At 62.7% G+C, this 17564-nt stretch carries 17 protein-coding genes; 6 read left to right on the forward strand and 11 right to left on the reverse strand.

Features of this window, described 5'->3' with window-relative positions; genetic code table 11:
• Positions 1-194: 194 nt before the first annotated feature.
• From MJP36_RS24620 to MJP36_RS24655, 8 genes are read right to left on the reverse strand one after another with little or no spacing between them, the layout of a single operon-like run.
• Positions 195-1370: an ABC transporter substrate-binding protein gene (locus MJP36_RS24620; RefSeq protein WP_060754470.1), complete on the reverse strand. Its 1176-nt coding sequence runs from the start codon at positions 1368-1370 to the stop codon at positions 195-197.
• Complete coding sequence (locus MJP36_RS24625; RefSeq protein ID WP_244384219.1) at positions 1367-2341, reverse strand: CobW family GTP-binding protein; 975 nt, start codon at positions 2339-2341, stop codon at positions 1367-1369. Before MJP36_RS24625 ends, MJP36_RS24620 begins: the two co-directional genes overlap by 4 nt.
• The gene (locus MJP36_RS24630) at positions 2338-2634 is read right to left on the reverse strand and encodes a hypothetical protein (RefSeq protein WP_060754472.1); all 297 of its coding nucleotides are present in this window, start codon (positions 2632-2634) and stop codon (positions 2338-2340) included. The genes MJP36_RS24625 and MJP36_RS24630 overlap by 4 nt, the downstream gene beginning before the upstream one ends.
• 13 nt (positions 2635-2647) lie before the next feature.
• Complete coding sequence (locus tag MJP36_RS24635; RefSeq protein WP_244384220.1) at positions 2648-3397, reverse strand: SDR family NAD(P)-dependent oxidoreductase; 750 nt, start codon at positions 3395-3397, stop codon at positions 2648-2650.
• A gap of 43 nt (positions 3398-3440) precedes the next feature.
• The gene (locus tag MJP36_RS24640; protein ID WP_244384221.1) at positions 3441-4202 is read right to left on the reverse strand and encodes an SDR family NAD(P)-dependent oxidoreductase; all 762 of its coding nucleotides are present in this window, start codon (positions 4200-4202) and stop codon (positions 3441-3443) included.
• 10 nt (positions 4203-4212) lie between these two features.
• Positions 4213-5553, reverse strand: a complete 1341-nt coding sequence (locus tag MJP36_RS24645) for an MFS transporter (protein WP_244384223.1) — start codon at positions 5551-5553, stop codon at positions 4213-4215.
• A gap of 44 nt (positions 5554-5597) precedes the next feature.
• Complete coding sequence (locus MJP36_RS24650) at positions 5598-6476, reverse strand: polysaccharide deacetylase family protein (protein WP_010212857.1); 879 nt, start codon at positions 6474-6476, stop codon at positions 5598-5600.
• Positions 6477-6487: 11 nt separating this feature from the next.
• Positions 6488-7801: an amidase gene (locus MJP36_RS24655; protein ID WP_244384224.1), complete on the reverse strand. Its 1314-nt coding sequence runs from the start codon at positions 7799-7801 to the stop codon at positions 6488-6490.
• Positions 7802-8156: 355 nt separating this feature from the next.
• On the opposite strand from MJP36_RS24655, the gene MJP36_RS24660 reads away from it, so the two are divergent.
• From MJP36_RS24660 to cmoB, 6 genes are all read left to right on the forward strand, one after another.
• Positions 8157-9146 (forward strand): GntR family transcriptional regulator, encoded by a 990-nt coding sequence (locus tag MJP36_RS24660; RefSeq protein WP_244384225.1) that lies wholly within the window; start codon positions 8157-8159, stop codon positions 9144-9146.
• A gap of 118 nt (positions 9147-9264) precedes the next feature.
• On the forward strand, positions 9265-11685 hold the full coding sequence (gene lon, locus MJP36_RS24665) for an endopeptidase La (protein ID WP_090366551.1): 2421 nt from the start codon (positions 9265-9267) through the stop codon (positions 11683-11685).
• Between the two features lie 205 nt (positions 11686-11890).
• Positions 11891-12280 (forward strand): protease inhibitor I42 family protein, encoded by a 390-nt coding sequence (locus MJP36_RS24670; protein WP_090366553.1) that lies wholly within the window; start codon positions 11891-11893, stop codon positions 12278-12280.
• Between the two features lies 1 nt (position 12281).
• Positions 12282-12938: a lysoplasmalogenase gene (locus MJP36_RS24675; RefSeq protein ID WP_060754481.1), complete on the forward strand. Its 657-nt coding sequence runs from the start codon at positions 12282-12284 to the stop codon at positions 12936-12938.
• A gap of 36 nt (positions 12939-12974) precedes the next feature.
• The gene (cmoA, locus tag MJP36_RS24680) at positions 12975-13718 is read left to right on the forward strand and encodes a carboxy-S-adenosyl-L-methionine synthase CmoA (protein ID WP_244384229.1); all 744 of its coding nucleotides are present in this window, start codon (positions 12975-12977) and stop codon (positions 13716-13718) included.
• On the forward strand, positions 13715-14671 hold the full coding sequence (cmoB, locus tag MJP36_RS24685) for a tRNA 5-methoxyuridine(34)/uridine 5-oxyacetic acid(34) synthase CmoB (protein ID WP_060754483.1): 957 nt from the start codon (positions 13715-13717) through the stop codon (positions 14669-14671). Before cmoA ends, cmoB begins: the two co-directional genes overlap by 4 nt.
• A gap of 144 nt (positions 14672-14815) precedes the next feature.
• On the opposite strand, the gene tadA is transcribed toward cmoB, so the two are convergent.
• The 3 genes from tadA to pdxJ all read right to left on the reverse strand — a co-directional run bounded on the left by tadA (position 14816) and on the right by pdxJ (position 17549).
• Positions 14816-15313 (reverse strand): tRNA adenosine(34) deaminase TadA, encoded by a 498-nt coding sequence (gene tadA, locus MJP36_RS24690; protein WP_060754484.1) that lies wholly within the window; start codon positions 15311-15313, stop codon positions 14816-14818.
• Complete coding sequence (locus tag MJP36_RS24695; protein ID WP_104996208.1) at positions 15313-16689, reverse strand: multicopper oxidase family protein; 1377 nt, start codon at positions 16687-16689, stop codon at positions 15313-15315. The genes tadA and MJP36_RS24695 overlap by 1 nt, the downstream gene beginning before the upstream one ends.
• Positions 16690-16805: 116 nt before the next feature.
• Entirely contained in the window at positions 16806-17549 is a 744-nt protein-coding gene (pdxJ, locus tag MJP36_RS24700) for a pyridoxine 5'-phosphate synthase (RefSeq protein ID WP_060754485.1), read from the reverse strand.
• Positions 17550-17564 lie beyond the last annotated feature (15 nt).

The raw sequence follows: 17564 nt of genomic DNA on the forward strand, positions 1-17564 counted from the left end.
GGCAGTATTCGCCGCTCTCTGCCAAGCCGTCCCTGTGTCATGCGCCTCCCTGGCGACTGCTGATCTGGCGTCAAAAAAACATCCATTCTGATCGAATGTTGTGTTTTAGCAGATTAGCTGGGACCTGGGATAAGTACACCCAATAGAACCTGGAACTTGCCTGTCATTTTATTGGCGACTGAGGACTGTGCGGATTAAGCGCTCCGTGCGCGCATGAAGTCCCCCCAGCGGCGCACCAGGTAGTTGTGCTCATCCATCACCGAATTCCACACCGCGACATGCCCCATGCGCTGTTCATAAGAACCGCCATCGCGCACCTCGCCCACATCGATCAGGGGCAAGCCATCGCTGCCCGGCAATTCTTCCCGCGCAGGCTTGCCGGCATACCAGTAATCCCATTCGGCGCAGGTCAAATGATCACGGCTGCGCGCCGGGTTACCGATGTAGTAGCCCTGGCGAGCCATCACCGCCCCAGGCCAGCCGGACAGCCACCAATTGAGGTAGGCATAGGCCGCATCCAACACCGGGCCCCGGGCATGACGGGACAGCGACAAGCCGCCGAACCAGGCGCGATAGCCTTCGCGGGGCACGGCCAGGCGGTACTTCACGCCGGCACGGTGCAGGCGCATCAAGGTCGGCGACCACAGGCTCTGGATATCGATACTCGGACTGAGCATCAGTTGTGCCGCCTCTTCGTCATCCGACCAGAATGCGGCGAAATGCCCCTCCTTCTGCTTGCGCACCAGGATATCGGCGAGCACATCGATCTCTTCGATGCTCATGTTGCCGATGTCCTTGAACTGCGCCAGCCCTGCGCCCTGCACTGCCAGCGCCGCGTCGAGGGCTCCGATGGCGGCATCGCTTTGCAGCGCGGTGCGCGCACGCCACGCCGGGTCGAGCAGCCAGCCCCAGCTTTCATTGCCGTGGCTGAAACCCTCGGGCAAGCGTTCGGGACGGTAGGCGAAGCTGTCGGCGTTATGGGTCAGCGGCAACATGCTGATGCGCTCGGTCACCGTGCTGCCAAGGCTGCCGTCGTGCTGCACGAACAGGCGCTCGCTCGGCACGCTGCCACTGCCCAGGCGGTCATTGGCCGATAGACGACCGCGCTTGGGTAGGTCGTTGATCTCGTGCCACAGCGCAATCCGCCGGGTGTCGATGGGCTGGATCGCCCGCGCCGGCCACACGAAGTCGACGTTGTGGAACCACTGGTCGTACAGGTCGTAGCTGTCGGGCTGCATCACCGCGATGCGCTGGGCCTGTTCGACATCGTGCACCTGGTACACCAGGCGAATGCCCAGCTCCTGTTCGGCACGCACCCGCAAGCATTCGAGCAGCGTCACCGAAGTGCCGAGGACACGTAGGGTGATCATGCCACGAACCGCCGTGAAAACACCTCAAAGGAGTGACGCAACCGCGCCGGGTCGAGCCCACGCAGGATAAAGACCAGGCGTGATTGCCGATCGCTGCCCGGCCACGCATGCAAATGGACCGGTGCATGCAGGCAATGCTGCACGCCATGGATGACGATAGGGGCCGAGCTTGCGTTCACGTTGAGCAGTCCTTTGACGCGAAGGATTCGTTCGCCATGGCATCTTAACAGCATCGATAACCAGACCCCGAAACCGACCCAGTCCAGCGGTTGCTCGAACGTCAGGCAACACACCTGCGCCGCACCGTGGGAGGCGGAGGTGGTTTGATGCAACTGCCAGCGATTGACCTCCACAACCGGTTCAGCGCTGCGCAAGCCCTCACCGAGCAGCAATTGGTCGCCGCTGTGAATGTCCTGGGTCGTGAGGATCGGCGTACCGGCGTTGAGTGCCTGCAAATGCGTGCGCAAAGGAGCACAGTCGCCCGCCACGTCGGTTTTGCTCAGCAGCAGCCGATCCGCCGCCGCGACCTGGGCCAGCCATTCGGGGTGCAAGCGCTCCTGCAGCGCGGCGTGGCTGGCGTCCACCAGGGTGACCACCAAGCCAATATGGAAACGCCCGCGCAGTTGCACGTCGTTATTGAGCGTGGCGAGGATCGGCGCCGGGTCAGCCAGGCCGGTGGTTTCCAGGATCACCCGTTTGAACGCGGGGATTTCACCGCGCTCGCGGCGTTGCCACAGGCCGAGCAAGGCCTCTTTCAACTCGCCGCGAATCGAACAGCAGACGCAGCCACTGGGCAGCAGCACGGTGTCCGGCGCGACCTCCTCCACCAACAGATGATCAATGCCGACATCGCCGAATTCATTGATCAGCAAAGCCGTGTCGCCCAGGCTTTCACCCTGCAGCAGACGCTTGAGCAAGGTGGTTTTGCCGCTGCCGAGGAAGCCGGTGATAACGTTGAGGGCGATACTCATGATGACTCCAGAGACTCCAGCAAGCGTGGATCAAGCGGGTCCAACGGTCGGCCGAGCATGTCTTCAGCCGCCTGCCACAATGCATCCAGGCCACTGGCCAAGGCTTGTTTGCCGGTGGCGCCCAGCAGCAGGTAAGAGGCGCCCTGGAAGTCCTCGACCTTGAGCCGAAACACCGCCAGCACCTGATTGATCGCGGCGATCCGGCGCAGGCGCTCACGGCGCCGGGGCAGTTCATCGCCCAGGGGATCGCTCCAGTGCAGGTCTTCGCCGAGCAAGCCGCAGAGCCCACACATCGCTACACCCCGCTCATGGCATGACGTCGCCGGAGTTCGGGCCCAGGGTCTGGCCGACGAACAGGTTGCCGCCCGGCTCGCTGGCGAGCAGCACGGCGGCGGGTGCTACCTCGTCGGCCAAACCGAAGCGCCCCAGGGGCAACTCGGCGGCCTTGGCACGTTTCCAGGTGTCGCTGATACCGCCCACCAAGGGGGTTTCGATCGGGCCGGGGGCGATGGCGTTGACCAGCACATTGTCCTTGGCCACTTCCAGCGCCAGGGACTTGGTAAAGCCGATCACCCCAGCCTTGGCCGCTGCGTAATGGGTCAGCTCGGCGCCGCCCTTGATCCCCAGTTGCGAGGCCACGTTGATAATCCGCCCCCAGCGCTGCGCGAGCATATGCGGCAAGGCACGCTGGCTGGCGACGAACACACTGGTGAGGTCGACGCGCAGCATGTCGTTCCACATTTCAAGGGTGAGGTCGACGCAGCGCGACTGGGTGAGCATGCCGGCGTTGTTCACCAGAATATCGATGCCACCAAAATGCTCGACGCAACGGTCGACACTGGCCTGTGCGCCGTCGACGCAGCCGACATCGGCCAGGCATTCGACGACCTCGGCGCCGAGGTTGCGGCAGGTGATCGCGGTTTCGGCCAGGCTTGCGGCATTGCGGTCGGCCAGCAAGAGGCGCGCACCTTCCGCGGCGTAGGCCCGGGCGATGGCGGCACCGATACCGCTGCCGGCGCCGGTGATCACGGCGCGGCGGTTGGTCAGTTGAGGCATGTCAAATCTCCTGAAGCAAACACAGATCCCATGTGGGCAGCTGTCAATCGGGCCAGCGCACGGTCAGGCCGCCATCGATAATGATGCTTTGCCCGGTCAGGTAGCTCGACGCATCACTGGTCAGGAATTGCACCAGCGCCGCCACTTCATCGGCCCGCCCGACCCGACCCAGCGGGATTGCCCGCGCAGCTTTTGCCAGGCCCTGCGGGCCAAGGGAGTTCTGCGCATCCAACGACTGCGGCGTCTCGATCAATCCGGGGATCACCGCATTGCAACGAATTCCCCTGGCCGCCAACTCCACCGCCAGCGAACGGCAAAGCCCCGGTACGCCCGCCTTCGCCGCCGCATAGTGACTGTGCTCCTGCCAGCCATACACGCCGCCGGCAATCGATGAAATCGCCACCAGTGCGCCGCCCTCGCCCATGTACCGGGCGGCAGCACGAAAGGTACGCATCACGCCGGTCAGGTCGACATTGAGCATCTCGTTCCACAACTCATCGGTCATCTCCAACAGCGGCGCGCGGCGCAGCAAGCCGGCATTGGCCACGGCGTAATCCAACCGCCCGAAATGCTCCAGGGCCTGCGCCGCGAGCGCGTCCACCGAGGCGCTGTCGCCTACATCGAGCGGCCACATCACGCACTCGCCGCCCACCGCTTCCACCAAGCGAACCGTGGTCTGCGGGTCATGTGGATCAGCCGGGTAATACCCGCCCGCCACCGCGACGCCGCTGCGCGCATAGGCCACGGCGAGGGCTTGGCCGATGCCGCTGGCGGCACCGGTGACCAAGGCAACTTTACGCTTCATCGCACACTCCTTATTGAACGGTTTCCGGGCGCACATGGCGCGCGGCAAACATCAGGGCACCGGACAAAAAGCACGGCAGTGCGCCGAACCACAGCGCGGCGGTTTGCCAGTCACTGCCGGCGGACAACACCTGGGTCGCGCCAAACCCGGCGACCACCGCGCCAATCGGCCCCATCGCATGGATGATCGCGCCGCCGGTGGCGCGGATGCTGGTGGGAAAGCTCTCACTGATAAAGAACAGCGCCGCCGAGTAAGGCCCGATCAGGAAGAACAGCCCCAGGCTGTACAGCCCCACCACCATCGGCATATTGCTTGGCCCGAACAGCATCCCGGCAAACGACAGCCCACCGAGCATCCAGCCCAGGCCGATGACATTGCGACGGCCGATCTTGTCGCCCATCCAGCCATGGCTGAGGTAACCGCAGTAACCCACCAGGTTGGACAGCACCAGGATGATCAGCGAGTTTTCAAACGAGATGTGGTGCACGCTGACGATCACCGACGTGCCGAGCACGCTGAACACCTGGATCGCCGCCCAGTTGAGCAACAGCGCGGCGCCGATCACCAAGGTGGCGCGCCGCGCGGGGCCACGGAACGCCGCCTTGAGGCCGGAGTTGCTGTGTTCGTCGTAATCCACGCCGTAGGTCACGGCGACGTTCTGCGCTTCGTTCACTGCGCCGTTTTTACGCAGTTCGCTGATGCGTTGGTGGATCTGGAATTGCGGGCTTTCCTTGAGCTTGCGCGCCAGGATCGCGATCACGACGGCCGGGATCGCGGCGAAGATGAAACAGCCCTGCCAACCAATGACCGGCAGCAACAACGCAGTCAACCCGGCCGCGATCAACGCGCCCACCGGCCAGCCGCCCTGCACCAGGCTGTAGATGAAGCCACGGCGCTTGGTCAGCCGCGGATCTTGCGAGGCGCCGTACAGCTCACTCAGGTAAGTGGCGTTGACGGTTTCCTCGGCATAGCCCAGCCCGCCCAACGAACGGATCAAAATCAATGGCGACTTGCCCCAAGCCCCGCCGATGGCCGTCAACGCCGAACACAGCGCAGACCCGGCCACGGTGAAAATGATGCCTTTGCGTCGCCCCAATTTATCGACGACAGGGCCGATGGCAAAGGCGACGACCGCCGTGCCCACCGCCACCCAAGTCGCAATCTGCGCTTGCTCCACTTCACTCCAGCCGAAATGCCGGCCGATCTCCGGCAGCAAGGTGCCGAACAGAATGAAGTCGTACACCGCAAACACCCAGGCGAAAAACGCGATCCAGGTCGCGAAGCGCACTTCCTGGGACGTCAGTTGCCGGGGTTTCCAGCCAGTCAGGTCAAGCTTGTTGTAGATGGACATGAATCGCGCCTCGCAAAGTGGGGGGTCGAACGCATCCTGTAGGGTCAGGTACGCGGTTGGCGGCGGATAAAGTCGTCGGCGATTTCGTCGAAGGTGACGAAGCGCACGCCGGCATGGCTCTGGATGTGCTCGATCAAACGCTCAAGCATCAACAACACTTGCGGGCGACCGGACACGTCGGGGTGGATGGTCATGGTGAACACGGCGTGTTCGTGTTCGCGGTAGACCCAGTCGAACTGGTCGCGCCACATTTCTTCCAGGTGACGCGGGTTGACGAAGCCGTGGCTGTTGGGGGCTTTTTTGATGAACATCATCGGCGGCAGGTCGTCGAGGTACCAGTTGGCCGGGATCTCCACCAGATCGGTTTCTTCGCCGCGCACCAGGGGTTTCATCCAGGTGTCGGGGTGCTGGCTGTAGTCGATCTTGGTCCAGCTGTCGCCCTTGCGCACGTAGTAAGGGTGGAAGTCGTTGTGCATCAGGCTGTGGTCGTACTTGATGCCTTTTTTCAACAGCAACTCGTTGGTGACCTTGCTGAATTCCCACCAGGGTGCGACGTAGCCGGTGGGGCGTTTGCCGGTGACTTGGGTGATCAGTTCGATGGACTTGTCCAGGACGATTTCTTCCTGCTCGGCGGTCATCGCGATGGGGTTTTCATGGCTGTAGCCGTGCACGCCGATTTCATGGCCGGCGTCGGCCACGGCCTTCATCTGCTCGGGAAAGGTTTCCATCGAGTGACCGGGGATAAACCAGGTGGTGCGCAAACCGTAGCGCTCGAACAATTTGAGCAGGCGCGGCGCACCGACCTCTCCCGCGAACAGGCCACGGGAGATGTCATCCGGCGAATCTTCGCCGCCATAGGAACCGAGCCAGCCGGCGACGGCGTCAACGTCGACGCCAAATGCACAAAGGATGTCTTTAGCCATGGTGTGTCTCCTTAAATAGTCAGTACGGATTCGACGGACAACGCGGCCCGCAACAAGCGTGCGTCTTCGCCCATCGGCGCGCTGAGCAGCAGCCCGGTGGGCAAGCCCTGGGCGTCGCGACCGCTGGGCAGGGTGACGCCGGGCATATCCAGCAAGCTGCCGGGCATGGTCAGGCGCAGGGTGGCGAGGTTGGTCTGCACGAACAGCGCGTCGTCGGCCTCCAGCGGCGCCAGCGCGGGGGCCACATGGGCAACGGTGGGCGTGATCAGGATGGCGCCGTCGAGGTCGTCGCTCAGCTGTTGCTGCAATTGCCGACGCGCATCGAGCAGGTGGATCAACTGGCTGGCCGGCAACGCGCGCGCAGCTTCGAGGCGGCGGCGTACGCGGGGGTCGAGTTGCTCGGCATCGGCGCTGTCGAGCAAGGCTTGATGCAGGGCGAACGCTTCGAATGAGCCGAGCCAGCCGTGGTCCCGGATCAGGTCCAGCGTGGCCTGGAACGCGATGCACGGGCGCACGCAGATCAGCGCCCCGGCGGTTTTCAATTGATCCGTCGCACGCAGCAGGTTATTGCGCACGGCGGGCTCAATGCCGTCCAGTGCGCCCTGCTCCAGTACAAAACGCTGGCCCTTGAGGCTGCGCGGAGTGTGCAACTGCGTACGCCCGTTGAGCAGGTCATCGATGGCAAGCGCGTCGCGCACGCTGCGGGTCAACGGGCCGAGGCTGTCGAGGGTGCGGGCCAGCGGGAACACACCGTCGCGGCTGTAGCGACGGCTGCTGGCGCGGTAACCCACCACCCCATTGAAGGCCGCGGGAATGCGGATCGACCCTGCGGTGTCGGTGCCCATGGCGATCGGCACGATCCCGGCGGCGACGGCCACCGCCGAACCTGAAGACGAGCCGCCAGGAATGCGCGGCCGGTCGGTGCCATGGGGATTGTACGGCGTGCCGAAATGCGGGTTCAGGCCCAGGCCGGAATAGGCCAGCTCGCTGAGGTTGGTCTTGCCCACGCTGACCATCCCGGCACGGCACAGCAGCCCCACGCTCGGGGCATCGAGCAAGGCGGCCGGTGCCGTACGACGGTAGGCGGCACCGGCGGTGGTGACGCTACCGGCCACATCGAACAGATCCTTCCAGGCCAGGGGCACGCCATCGAATACGCTCAAGGGTTGGCCGGCGCGCCAGCGAGCGGCGGCCGCTTCGGCCTCGCGGCGGGCACGTTCGGCGCTCAGGCCGATAAACACGCTGGGGGCCATGCTCGCATGGACCAGCACCTGTTCGAGCACCTCTACCGGATCGCTGCGGCCGCTGGCGAAAGCCTCAGCCATTGAAGTGGCGTCTGACACAGTGACGACCCTCTATAAAACGTACTTATTAATAAAATGTACATTTTACAAAAGCAGTTTCCGTGCCAGTCTTAGCGGGTGACTTGTGTATGCCAGTCTGGTTTATCTCTAATAGCTACGGGATAGAGGGGCTGGCATCCGATAGAAAACCCAAAGGAGACCGCCGGGACAACCCGCGACCCTAATAATGTATCTTTTATCAATAAGTACATTTTGGTGCAGAAAAGTAACATGCCTGCCGTAACGGCCCCAGAAAAGTGCCTTTGCCGGGGTACAGAGTGACAGGCGCAACTGTGAGAGAATCCCCGGCCACCGTCCTACCTGACCAGAGAACGCGATGAAAGCAGTGTCCGCCTCGGCCTCCCGCTACGCGATGATTCATCAAGTGTTGCGCGACGCGATCGTCAGCGGTACCGCCCGCCATGGGCTGGTCCTGCTGGAAGCGCCACTGGCCGAATTGTTCGGCACCAGTCGCGTACCGGTGCGCAAGGCGCTGGACCTGCTGCACGCCGAAGGTTTGATCTGCCGCTTCAACGGTCGCGGCTACCTGATCAACCCCGAAGGCCTGGCCATGGAGCCCCTGCGCCTGCCCTTGAGCCATGCGCACCTGGGGCTCAATGGCGAAGTGGAGCTGGTGGACACTCGGCCACTGGGCGAGCGCATCGTCGAGGAAATCGGTGCGGCGCTCTCCACGTGCATCGCCTTCGGCCATTACCGCCTGGACGAACAAGCCGCCGCCGACCACTACGGCGTCAGCCGAGCCGTGGTGCGTGAAGCGCTGATGCGCCTGCGCGACCGTGGCTTGGTCGAGAAGGAGCCCTACTCGCAATGGCTGGCGGGGCCTTTGACCGCACGCGAAGTCACCGAAGACTACGAACTGCGCGCCTGCCTGGAACCCGAAGCCCTGCGCCAGAGCGCCCCTCACCTCGATCGCGAGCGGCTTGAAACGATGCTGCAGCGCGTGCTGGACGCCCAGGACAACCCCCACTGCAGCCTGGAAGCCATCGAACAGATCGAAGAGGACTTGCACCAGCACTGCCTGGCCGGCCTGCAAAACCGCAAGATTGCCGCGCTGATCCGCCAGGGCCAGAGCCCGATGATCATCAGTCGGATTTTTTACCGTTTACTGGGCATTGGTGCCGACCCTGCGATGTTGGCCGAACACCGGTTGATTCTGGAATTGCTGCTGCACGGTGCGTTTGATGCGGCGGCACTGAACCTGCGTGAACATCTGCAACGCGCACGCCAGCGGATGTTGCAGCGTTTGAAAGTGTTGTCGGTGCTGCCCGAGCAGCCATTGCCCTCTTACCTGCACAAAATCAGCTGACGCCATCGGCCGAGTCACCGCAGGAATTTCATGCAATTTGTTGCTAAGTGCTCGCGGCCATTGAAACCACCACGGTCCCGCCCCATCTAACCTGCATACTTACTGATGCAGGTGCCCCATGAGCGACCAGCAAGCATTCCCTGATTACGATATCAACGACTACGCCGACCCCGAAAACGCAGAAACGCCGTCTTCCAACACCGGCCTGGCCCTGCCTGGGCAGAACCTGCCGGACAAGGTCTACATCATTCCGATCCACAACCGCCCGTTCTTCCCGGCGCAAGTGTTGCCGGTGATCGTCAATGAAGAGCCGTGGGCCGAAACCCTGGAGCTGGTGAGCAAATCCGACCACCATTCCCTGGCCCTGTTCTTCATGGACACACCGCCCGAAGATCCCCGTCACTTCGATACCTCCAGCCTGCCGCTGTACGGCACCCTGGTGAAGGTGCACCACGCCAGCCGCGAGAACGGCAAGCTGCAATTCGTGGCCCAGGGCCTGACCCGTGTGCGCATCAAGACCTGGCTCAAGCACCACCGCCCACCGTACCTGGTGGAAGTCGAATACCCGCATCAGCCCAGCGAGCCGACCGACGAGGTCAAGGCCTATGGCATGGCGCTGATCAATGCGATCAAGGAACTGCTGCCGCTCAACCCGCTGTACAGCGAAGAGTTGAAAAACTACCTCAACCGCTTCAGCCCCAACGACCCGTCACCGCTCACCGACTTCGCCGCCGCGCTGACCTCGGCCACCGGTAATGAGTTGCAGGAAGTGCTGGACTGCGTCCCCATGCTCAAACGCATGGAAAAAGTGCTGCCGATGCTGCGCAAAGAGGTAGAAGTCGCGCGCCTGCAAAAAGAACTTTCAGCCGAAGTGAACCGCAAGATCGGCGAGCACCAGCGCGAGTTCTTCCTCAAGGAACAGCTCAAAGTCATCCAGCAAGAGCTGGGCCTGACCAAGGATGACCGCAGTGCGGACGTCGAGCAGTTCGAGCAGCGCCTGGAGGGCAAAGTGCTGCCGACCCAGGCACAGAAACGCATCAGCGAAGAAATGAACAAGCTGTCGATCCTGGAAACCGGCTCGCCCGAATACGCGGTCACGCGCAACTATCTGGACTGGGCGACCTCGGTGCCGTGGGGCGTGTATGGCGAGGACAAGCTCGACCTCAAACACGCACGCAAGGTGCTGGACAAGCACCACGCCGGCCTGGATGACATCAAGAGCCGCATCCTCGAATTTCTCGCGGTGGGTGCCTATAAAGGCGAGGTCGCCGGCTCCATCGTGCTGCTGGTGGGCCCGCCGGGCGTGGGCAAGACCAGCGTGGGTAAATCCATCGCCGAGTCCCTGGGTCGGCCGTTCTACCGTTTCAGCGTCGGCGGCATGCGCGACGAAGCCGAGATCAAGGGCCACCGCCGTACCTACATCGGCGCCCTGCCGGGCAAGCTGGTGCAGGCACTGAAAGATGTGGAAGTGATGAACCCGGTGATCATGCTCGACGAGATCGACAAGATGGGCCAGAGCTTCCAGGGCGATCCGGCTTCGGCCCTGCTGGAAACCCTCGACCCGGAACAGAACGTCGAATTTCTCGACCACTACCTGGACCTGCGCCTGGACCTGTCCAAGGTGCTGTTCGTGTGCACCGCCAACACCCTGGACTCGATCCCCGGCCCATTGCTGGACCGGATGGAAGTGATCCGCCTGTCGGGCTATATCACCGAAGAAAAAGTCGCCATCGCCAAGCGCCACCTGTGGCCCAAGCAGTTGGAAAAAGCCGGCGTGGCGAAAACCAGCCTGACCATCAGCGACGGTGCCCTGCGCGCGTTGATCGACGGTTATGCGCGAGAGGCCGGGGTGCGCCAGTTGGAGAAGCAACTGGGCAAATTGGTGCGCAAGGCGGTGGTCAAGCTGCTGGATGAACCGGACTCGGTGATCAAGATCGGCAACAAGGACCTGGAAAGTGCCTTGGGTATGCCGGTGTTCCGTAACGAGCAAGTGCTGTCCGGCACCGGCGTGATTACGGGGCTGGCCTGGACCAGCATGGGCGGCGCGACCCTGCCGATCGAGGCAACGCGCATTCACACGCTCAATCGCGGTTTCAAGCTCACCGGGCAGCTGGGCGAAGTGATGAAGGAGTCCGCCGAAATCGCCTATAGCTACATCAGTTCGAACCTGAAGTCGTTTGGCGGTGACCCGAAGTTCTTCGACGAAGCCTTCGTGCATTTGCACGTACCGGAAGGCGCCACGCCGAAAGATGGTCCCAGTGCGGGCGTGACGATGGCCAGTGCGCTGCTGTCGTTGGCGCGTAACCAGCCGCCGAAAAAAGGCGTGGCCATGACGGGCGAGCTGACGTTGACCGGGCACGTGCTGCCGATTGGCGGGGTGCGCGAGAAGGTGATAGCGGCGAGGCGCCAGAAGATTCATGAGCTGATCTTGCCGGAGCCCAATCGCGGGAGCTTTGAAGAGCTGCCGGAGTATTTGAAGGAAGGCATGACGGTGCACTTTGCCAAGCGCTTCGCAGACGTGGCCAAAGTACTCTTCTGATCCCGTAGTGAGCGGGCTTGCCCCGCGCTGGGGGGCGAAGCCGCCCCAAAACCAGACGCCGCATTCTCTCAGGCAGAAATGCGGCGTTTTTATTGGGGCGGCTTCGCCACCCAGCGCGGGGCAAGCCCGCTCACTACAGCAGCCTGTCACACCTTGTCTCATCTTCGGTTATGCTCGCCGTTCGTCGTAAATGAACGGAGGCTCCATGACCGCTGCCCGCCTGCTACTCCCCCTGAGCTTTGCTCTGCTCGCCGCGTGTGCCAGTGCGCCGAAGCAAAACGTCACCGTGGACAGCCAAAGCGCCTGCCCGCTCCAGCTTAAATCCGGGCAAAACCTGATCCTCACCCTACCCAGCAACCCCACCACCGGTTACCGCTGGGCCATCCAGGACTCCGCCGGCGGCGTGCTGCGCGCCCTGAGCCCGGAGGTCTACAGCAGCGCGGAATCCGGCGTGATCGGCGGCGGCGGCCAATCCACCTGGCGCTTCCAGGCGTTTGCCGCAGGCCAGGGCCGTTTGCGCCTGACCTCCCAGCAGCCTTGGGAGCCGGAAGCCGAACCCACTGAGACCTTCGACTGTGCCATTACGGTGAACTGATATGCCCTGGCTGATCCTTGCGTTGATGGGTGCCGGCACCTTTATCTACGGCCTGAGCACTCACGCGGCACTGTTGTGCCTGCTGGTCAAACCCATGCCGGTGCTTGCGCTGCTGGGTTGGCTGCATGATGCGCCGCCCACCGACTATCGACGCTGGATCAGCCTGGGGCTGATTTTTTCCCTGGTAGGCGATGTATTGCTCGCCTGGCCGGGCGACCTGTTTATCTTTGGCCTGGGTGCATTTCTATTCGCCCACCTGGCGTATCTCAAAGCGTATTTCAGCGACTGCCGCCGCTTGGCGCTGCTGCCATTGATACTGGCGCTGGGGGTGGGCGCCGTGCTGTTGAGCATCCTGATCGCCCACGGCCTGGGTGATTTGCTGATACCGGTAGTGATTTACGCAACGGTGATCAGCGCCATGCTCTGGCGTGCACTGGCACGACTGGGCAGCGAAGTGCCAAAACGCTCGGCACTGCTGGCGGCTGCGGGAGCGCTGTCATTTGTGTTTTCCGATACGCTGATCGGCATCAATCGGTTCGTCGTGTCGTTCGACGCGGCGCCCTATCTATTGATCGTCACTTACTGGCTCGGCCAGTGGGGCATCACCGCCTCGGCTTTCCATCAGACAACCCGCGCACACGCGGGCCAACTTGGCTAAAATGCCGGCCTTTTCCACATCAATGCCGGAACAACCGTGAGCAAAGAACCCGATCGCCTATTCGCCCAGCCCCTGCCCCAGGTGCCGGACTTCGCCTTTAACGAGGACGTGGTGCGGGTGTTCCCGGACATGATCAAGCGCTCGGTGCCGGGCTACCCGACCATCGTCGAGAACCTCGGCGTGCTCGCGGCGCAGTTTGCCCAACCCAACAGCGTGCTCTACGACCTGGGCGCGTCCCTCGGGGCGGTGACCCAGGCCCTGCGCCGCCATGTGCGCACTGACGGCTGCCGGGTGATCGCGGTGGATAACTCGGCGGCGATGGTCGAGCGCTGCCGCGAATACCTCAATGGCCAGGACTCGATGTTCCAGGAGCTGTTGCCGGTTGAAGTCATCGAGGGCGATATCCTCGCGCTGCAGTTCCAGCCGGCCTCGGTGGTGGCGTTGAACTTCACCCTGCAATTTATCGACCCCGCCGAACGCCTGGGCCTGCTGACGCGCATCCGCCAGTCGCTGCTGCCGGGCGGTGCGTTGATCCTGTCAGAAAAACTGCGCTTCAATGATCCTGAAGAGCAGGCGTTGCTCACCGACCTGCACATCGCGTTCAAGCGCGCCAACGGCTACAGCGAACTGGAAATTGCCCAGAAGCGCAGCGCCATCGAAAACGTCATGAAGCCCGACAGCCTCGAAGAACACCGGGAACGCCTATTGGCCGCCGGGTTCTCGAAAGTCGCGCCGTGGTTCCAGTGTCTTAACTTTGCCTCGTTGATTGCCTTGCCATGATTGATCTGTCCCCCCTCGCCCGCCACTTGGTCGGCACTCCCCTGGCGGTATGGGCCCAGGGCCTGCAAGCGCAACTCGATAGCAAGATGGAAAAGGGTCATGGCGACCTGGAGCGTTGGCAGAGTGCGTTGGACGCGCTGCCGCAGATCCAGCCCAGCGAAGTCGACCTGATCAATGGACTGACACTCGACACCGACTGCGACGATGCCACCCGCGCACAGATGCGCACCGCGTTGATGGGCCTGAGCCCGTGGCGCAAGGGGCCGTTCCATCTGTTCGGCGTGCATGTGGACACCGAATGGCGCTCGGACTGGAAGTGGTCGCGGGTGGCGCCGCATCTGAACTTGAAAGGCAAACGCATCCTCGATGTCGGCTGCGGTAACGGCTACTACATGTGGCGCATGCTCGGTGCCGGGGCTGACAGCGTGATCGGCGTGGACCCTAACTGGCTGTTCTTCTGCCAGTTCCAGGCGGTGCAGCGTTACTTGTCCGAACCCAAAGCCTGGCACCTGCCCTTCCCGTTCGAAGATCTGCCGGCGAATCTGGAAGGCTTCGATACGGTATTTTCCATGGGTGTGTTTTATCACCGCCGCTCGCCGATCGAGCATTTGCTGGCGCTGAAAGACACCCTGGTCAAAGGCGGCGAATTGGTCCTGGAAACCCTGGTGGTGGAAGGCGACCAACAGCAAGTGCTGGTGCCGGAAGATCGCTACGCGCAGATGCGTAACGTGTGGTTCCTGCCGTCGGTACCGGCGTTGATGCTGTGGCTGCGACGGGCCGGGTTCAGTGAGGTGCGCTGTGTGGACGTCAGCGTAACGACGGTGGAGGAACAGCGTGGCACGGAGTGGATGAAGTATCAGTCGTTGAGTGATTTCCTCGACCCCGATGATCACAGCAAGACCATCGAAGGGCTGCCGGCGCCGATGCGGGCGGTGATCATCGCCAAGAAATAACGGTGATCACTCACTGAAGCAATAGAGATCAAATTGTGGGAGGGGGCTTGCTCCCGATAGCGGTGCATCAGTCATAAATAAACTGACTGACAGGCCGCCATCGGGAGCAAGCCCCCTCCCACATTTTTTAATCCCCAGGGTTGTTTAGAGAGATGGCTTGGCTCGGCGGGCCTTGAAGAATTCGCTCAGCACCGTGCCACATTCCTCGGCCAGCACGCCCCCTTCAAACAACACCCGATGGTTGAGAAAACCCTGGGTGAAAAACTGCCCCTGGCTCTGCACAATCCCGGCCTTGGGCTCCAGCGCGCCATACACCACCCGCGCAATGCGCGAGTGCACGATCAGCCCGGCACACATGCTGCACGGCTCCAGGGTCACATACAGCGTACTGCCGACCAGCCGATAATTGCTGATCGCCTGCGCGGCGGCGCGGATGGCGACCATTTCGGCGTGGGCACTGGGGTCGTTGCCGCTGATGGGGCAGTTGAAACCGCGGCCGATGATTTCACCCTCCTGCACCAGCACCGCGCCTACCGGCACTTCACCCAATGCAGCGCCTTGAGCGGCGAGAGCCAGGGCTTCGCGCATGAAGTCCTGGTCGCGGCTGCGATCGATAATGGCTGCGGGACGGATCTGGCGCATTACGCCACCTCGATGGCGGCCATCAGGCCGGTTTCCATGTGGTCGATCACGTGGCAGTGGAACATCCACACCCCCGGGTTATCCGCCACCAACGCCACGCGGGCACGCTCATTCTTGCCCAGCAGGTAGGTGTCGGTGAAGTACGGGATCACCTTGTGGCGGTTTGAAGCGATCACCTTGAAGCTCATGCCGTGCAGGTGGATCGGATGCTGGTACTGGGTCATGTTCTTCAATTCGAAAATGTAGCTCTTGCCCTTTTCCAACTTGGCAATCGGGCGGTCGGCGCAGGTCTTGTCGGTGATATCCCAAGCCTTGCCGTTGATCTGCCACAGGCTCGGCGGTTTACCGTCGTCCACCGACACGGTGCCCACCCATTCGAAATTGAAGTTGAGTTTCTCGGCGTTGGCCAGGTCCGGCTCGCTGATCGGGTTGGCCGGCAAGGCTGCAGGCCATTCGGTGGGTGCATCGGTGTTGGCCACCGAGCGGAAGGTACCGAGGCGCACCGGGCCGTTACGCAGGGAGAGTTCTTCACCCGCCGGCGGCGCCTTGATCGCCAGGCAAATCCGCATGCCAGGGCCCAACCAGTACTCCTTGCCCAGTGGGCGCGGCTCGACGGGGTTGCCGTCCAGGGCGTAGATCTGCGCTTCGGCGTCGGGAATATTGAGGCGATAGGTCAGGGTGTTATCCAGGTTGAGCAAGCGCACACGGGTAATCTGCCCGGCCGGCAAATCGATCACCGCCTGGGAGACGCCATTGATGGTCGACAAACGCCCGGCAGTACCGCCACGCGCCGCCTCACGCGGTACGCTGAAAGCAACAAAGGCGCCCTCCTCGTCCACGTGCCAGCTTTTCAGGCTCAGGGTGCGTTCGTGCTTGAAGCCTGTAGGCTCGCGCTCTTCGATGATCAACGGCCCGACCAGGCCACGACCGAGTTCTTCACTGCTGTTCACGTGGGGGTGATACCAGTAGCTACCGGCATCGGGCACGCGGAATTTGTAGTCGAAGTATTCACCCGGCAACACCGGCAGCTGTGACACGTACGGCACGCCGTCCATTTCCAGCGGCAGGCGAATACCATGCCAGTGGATCGTGGTAGCGACCGGCAGGTGGTTGATGAAGCGCACGCGCAGCCATTCGCCCTGGCGCACGCGCAACTCGGTCCCCGGCGCCGAAGGGCCGAACGCCCAGGCTTGGGTCTTGTGTCCCGGCACCAGTTCCACGTCCAGGGGCGCAGCGATCAACTCGTAGTCATGCCCCGCTTCAGCCTCGGCGACTTTCCCCAGCCAGTAGCGATAGGCACCACCGGCCCCCACGCCCACTACGGCAAGGCCGGCGAGGCCACCCAGGATTTGTCGACGGGAAAAGGATCGGGACACAACAACCTCACGTATCTGCCGCAGGACCAAGCCCTGCAAAGGGCAGATACGATACACCGGCGGGGTCTAAACAGTAAGACTTCTCATGTGGGAGCAAGCCGCTCCCACACTGGATCTCAAGCCTTGGCGGCGGCCAGGATCAGCGCCTTCATCTCGGCCACGGCGCCTTTGAAACCGACGAACAGCGCATGGGCCACCAACGCGTGGCCGATGTTCAACTCGTTGATGCCCTTGATCGCCGCCACGGCTTCGACGTTGTGATAGTGCAGGCCGTGGCCGGCATTGACGATCAGGCCGGCCTTGAGGCCGCAGCTCACGCCATCAATGATGCGTTGCAGTTCCTCGGCCACTTCGGTTGGCGTGGTGGCATCGGCGTAACGGCCGGTATGCAGTTCAATCGCCGGCGCGCCGACACGACGCGAGGCTTCGATCTGGCGCTCGTCGGCGTCGATGAACAGTGAGACTTCGCTGCCGATCTTCGACAGGCGCTCCACGGCCGCTTTGATCCGGGCTTCCTGGCCGGCCACGTCGAGGCCGCCTTCGGTGGTCAGTTCCTGGCGAGTTTCCGGCACCAGGCAGATGTGCGCCGGGCGGATGCGTTCGGCGAACTGCATCATTTCTTCGGTGACGCCCATTTCGAAGTTCATGCGGGTTTGCAGCACATCCTTGAGCACCAGCACGTCACGCTCCTGGATATGGCGGCGGTCTTCGCGCAGGTGCACGGTGATGCCGTCGGCGCCCGCTTCTTCAGCGTCCAGCGCGGCCTTGACCGGGTCAGGGTAACGGGTGCCCCGGGCCTGGCGCAGAGTGGCGACGTGGTCGATGTTGACGCCAAGAAGAATGCGGTTGCTGGTGGTCACGGAAGCGCTCCTGAA

It is taken from the genome of Pseudomonas palleroniana (assembly GCF_022836895.1).
Lineage (GTDB): Bacteria > Pseudomonadota > Gammaproteobacteria > Pseudomonadales > Pseudomonadaceae > Aquipseudomonas > Aquipseudomonas palleroniana.

Coding starts and splice junctions, on each gene's coding strand:
- lon (WP_090366551.1), top strand. CDS start 9,265: ATGAGCGACCAGCAAGCATTCCCTGATTACGATATCAACGACTACGCC.
- MJP36_RS24655 (WP_244384224.1), bottom strand. CDS start 7,801: ATGGCTGAGGCTTTCGCCAGCGGCCGCAGCGATCCGGTAGAGGTGCTC.
- MJP36_RS24670 (WP_090366553.1), top strand. CDS start 11,891: ATGACCGCTGCCCGCCTGCTACTCCCCCTGAGCTTTGCTCTGCTCGCC.
- MJP36_RS24645 (WP_244384223.1), bottom strand. CDS start 5,553: ATGTCCATCTACAACAAGCTTGACCTGACTGGCTGGAAACCCCGGCAA.
- MJP36_RS24630 (WP_060754472.1), bottom strand. CDS start 2,634: ATGTGTGGGCTCTGCGGCTTGCTCGGCGAAGACCTGCACTGGAGCGAT.
- MJP36_RS24620 (WP_060754470.1), bottom strand. CDS start 1,370: ATGATCACCCTACGTGTCCTCGGCACTTCGGTGACGCTGCTCGAATGC.
- MJP36_RS24675 (WP_060754481.1), top strand. CDS start 12,282: ATGCCCTGGCTGATCCTTGCGTTGATGGGTGCCGGCACCTTTATCTAC.
- MJP36_RS24660 (WP_244384225.1), top strand. CDS start 8,157: ATGAAAGCAGTGTCCGCCTCGGCCTCCCGCTACGCGATGATTCATCAA.
- MJP36_RS24650 (WP_010212857.1), bottom strand. CDS start 6,476: ATGGCTAAAGACATCCTTTGTGCATTTGGCGTCGACGTTGACGCCGTC.
- MJP36_RS24635 (WP_244384220.1), bottom strand. CDS start 3,397: ATGCCTCAACTGACCAACCGCCGCGCCGTGATCACCGGCGCCGGCAGC.
- tadA (WP_060754484.1), bottom strand. CDS start 15,313: ATGCGCCAGATCCGTCCCGCAGCCATTATCGATCGCAGCCGCGACCAG.
- MJP36_RS24625 (WP_244384219.1), bottom strand. CDS start 2,341: ATGAGTATCGCCCTCAACGTTATCACCGGCTTCCTCGGCAGCGGCAAA.
- cmoB (WP_060754483.1), top strand. CDS start 13,715: ATGATTGATCTGTCCCCCCTCGCCCGCCACTTGGTCGGCACTCCCCTG.
- MJP36_RS24640 (WP_244384221.1), bottom strand. CDS start 4,202: ATGAAGCGTAAAGTTGCCTTGGTCACCGGTGCCGCCAGCGGCATCGGC.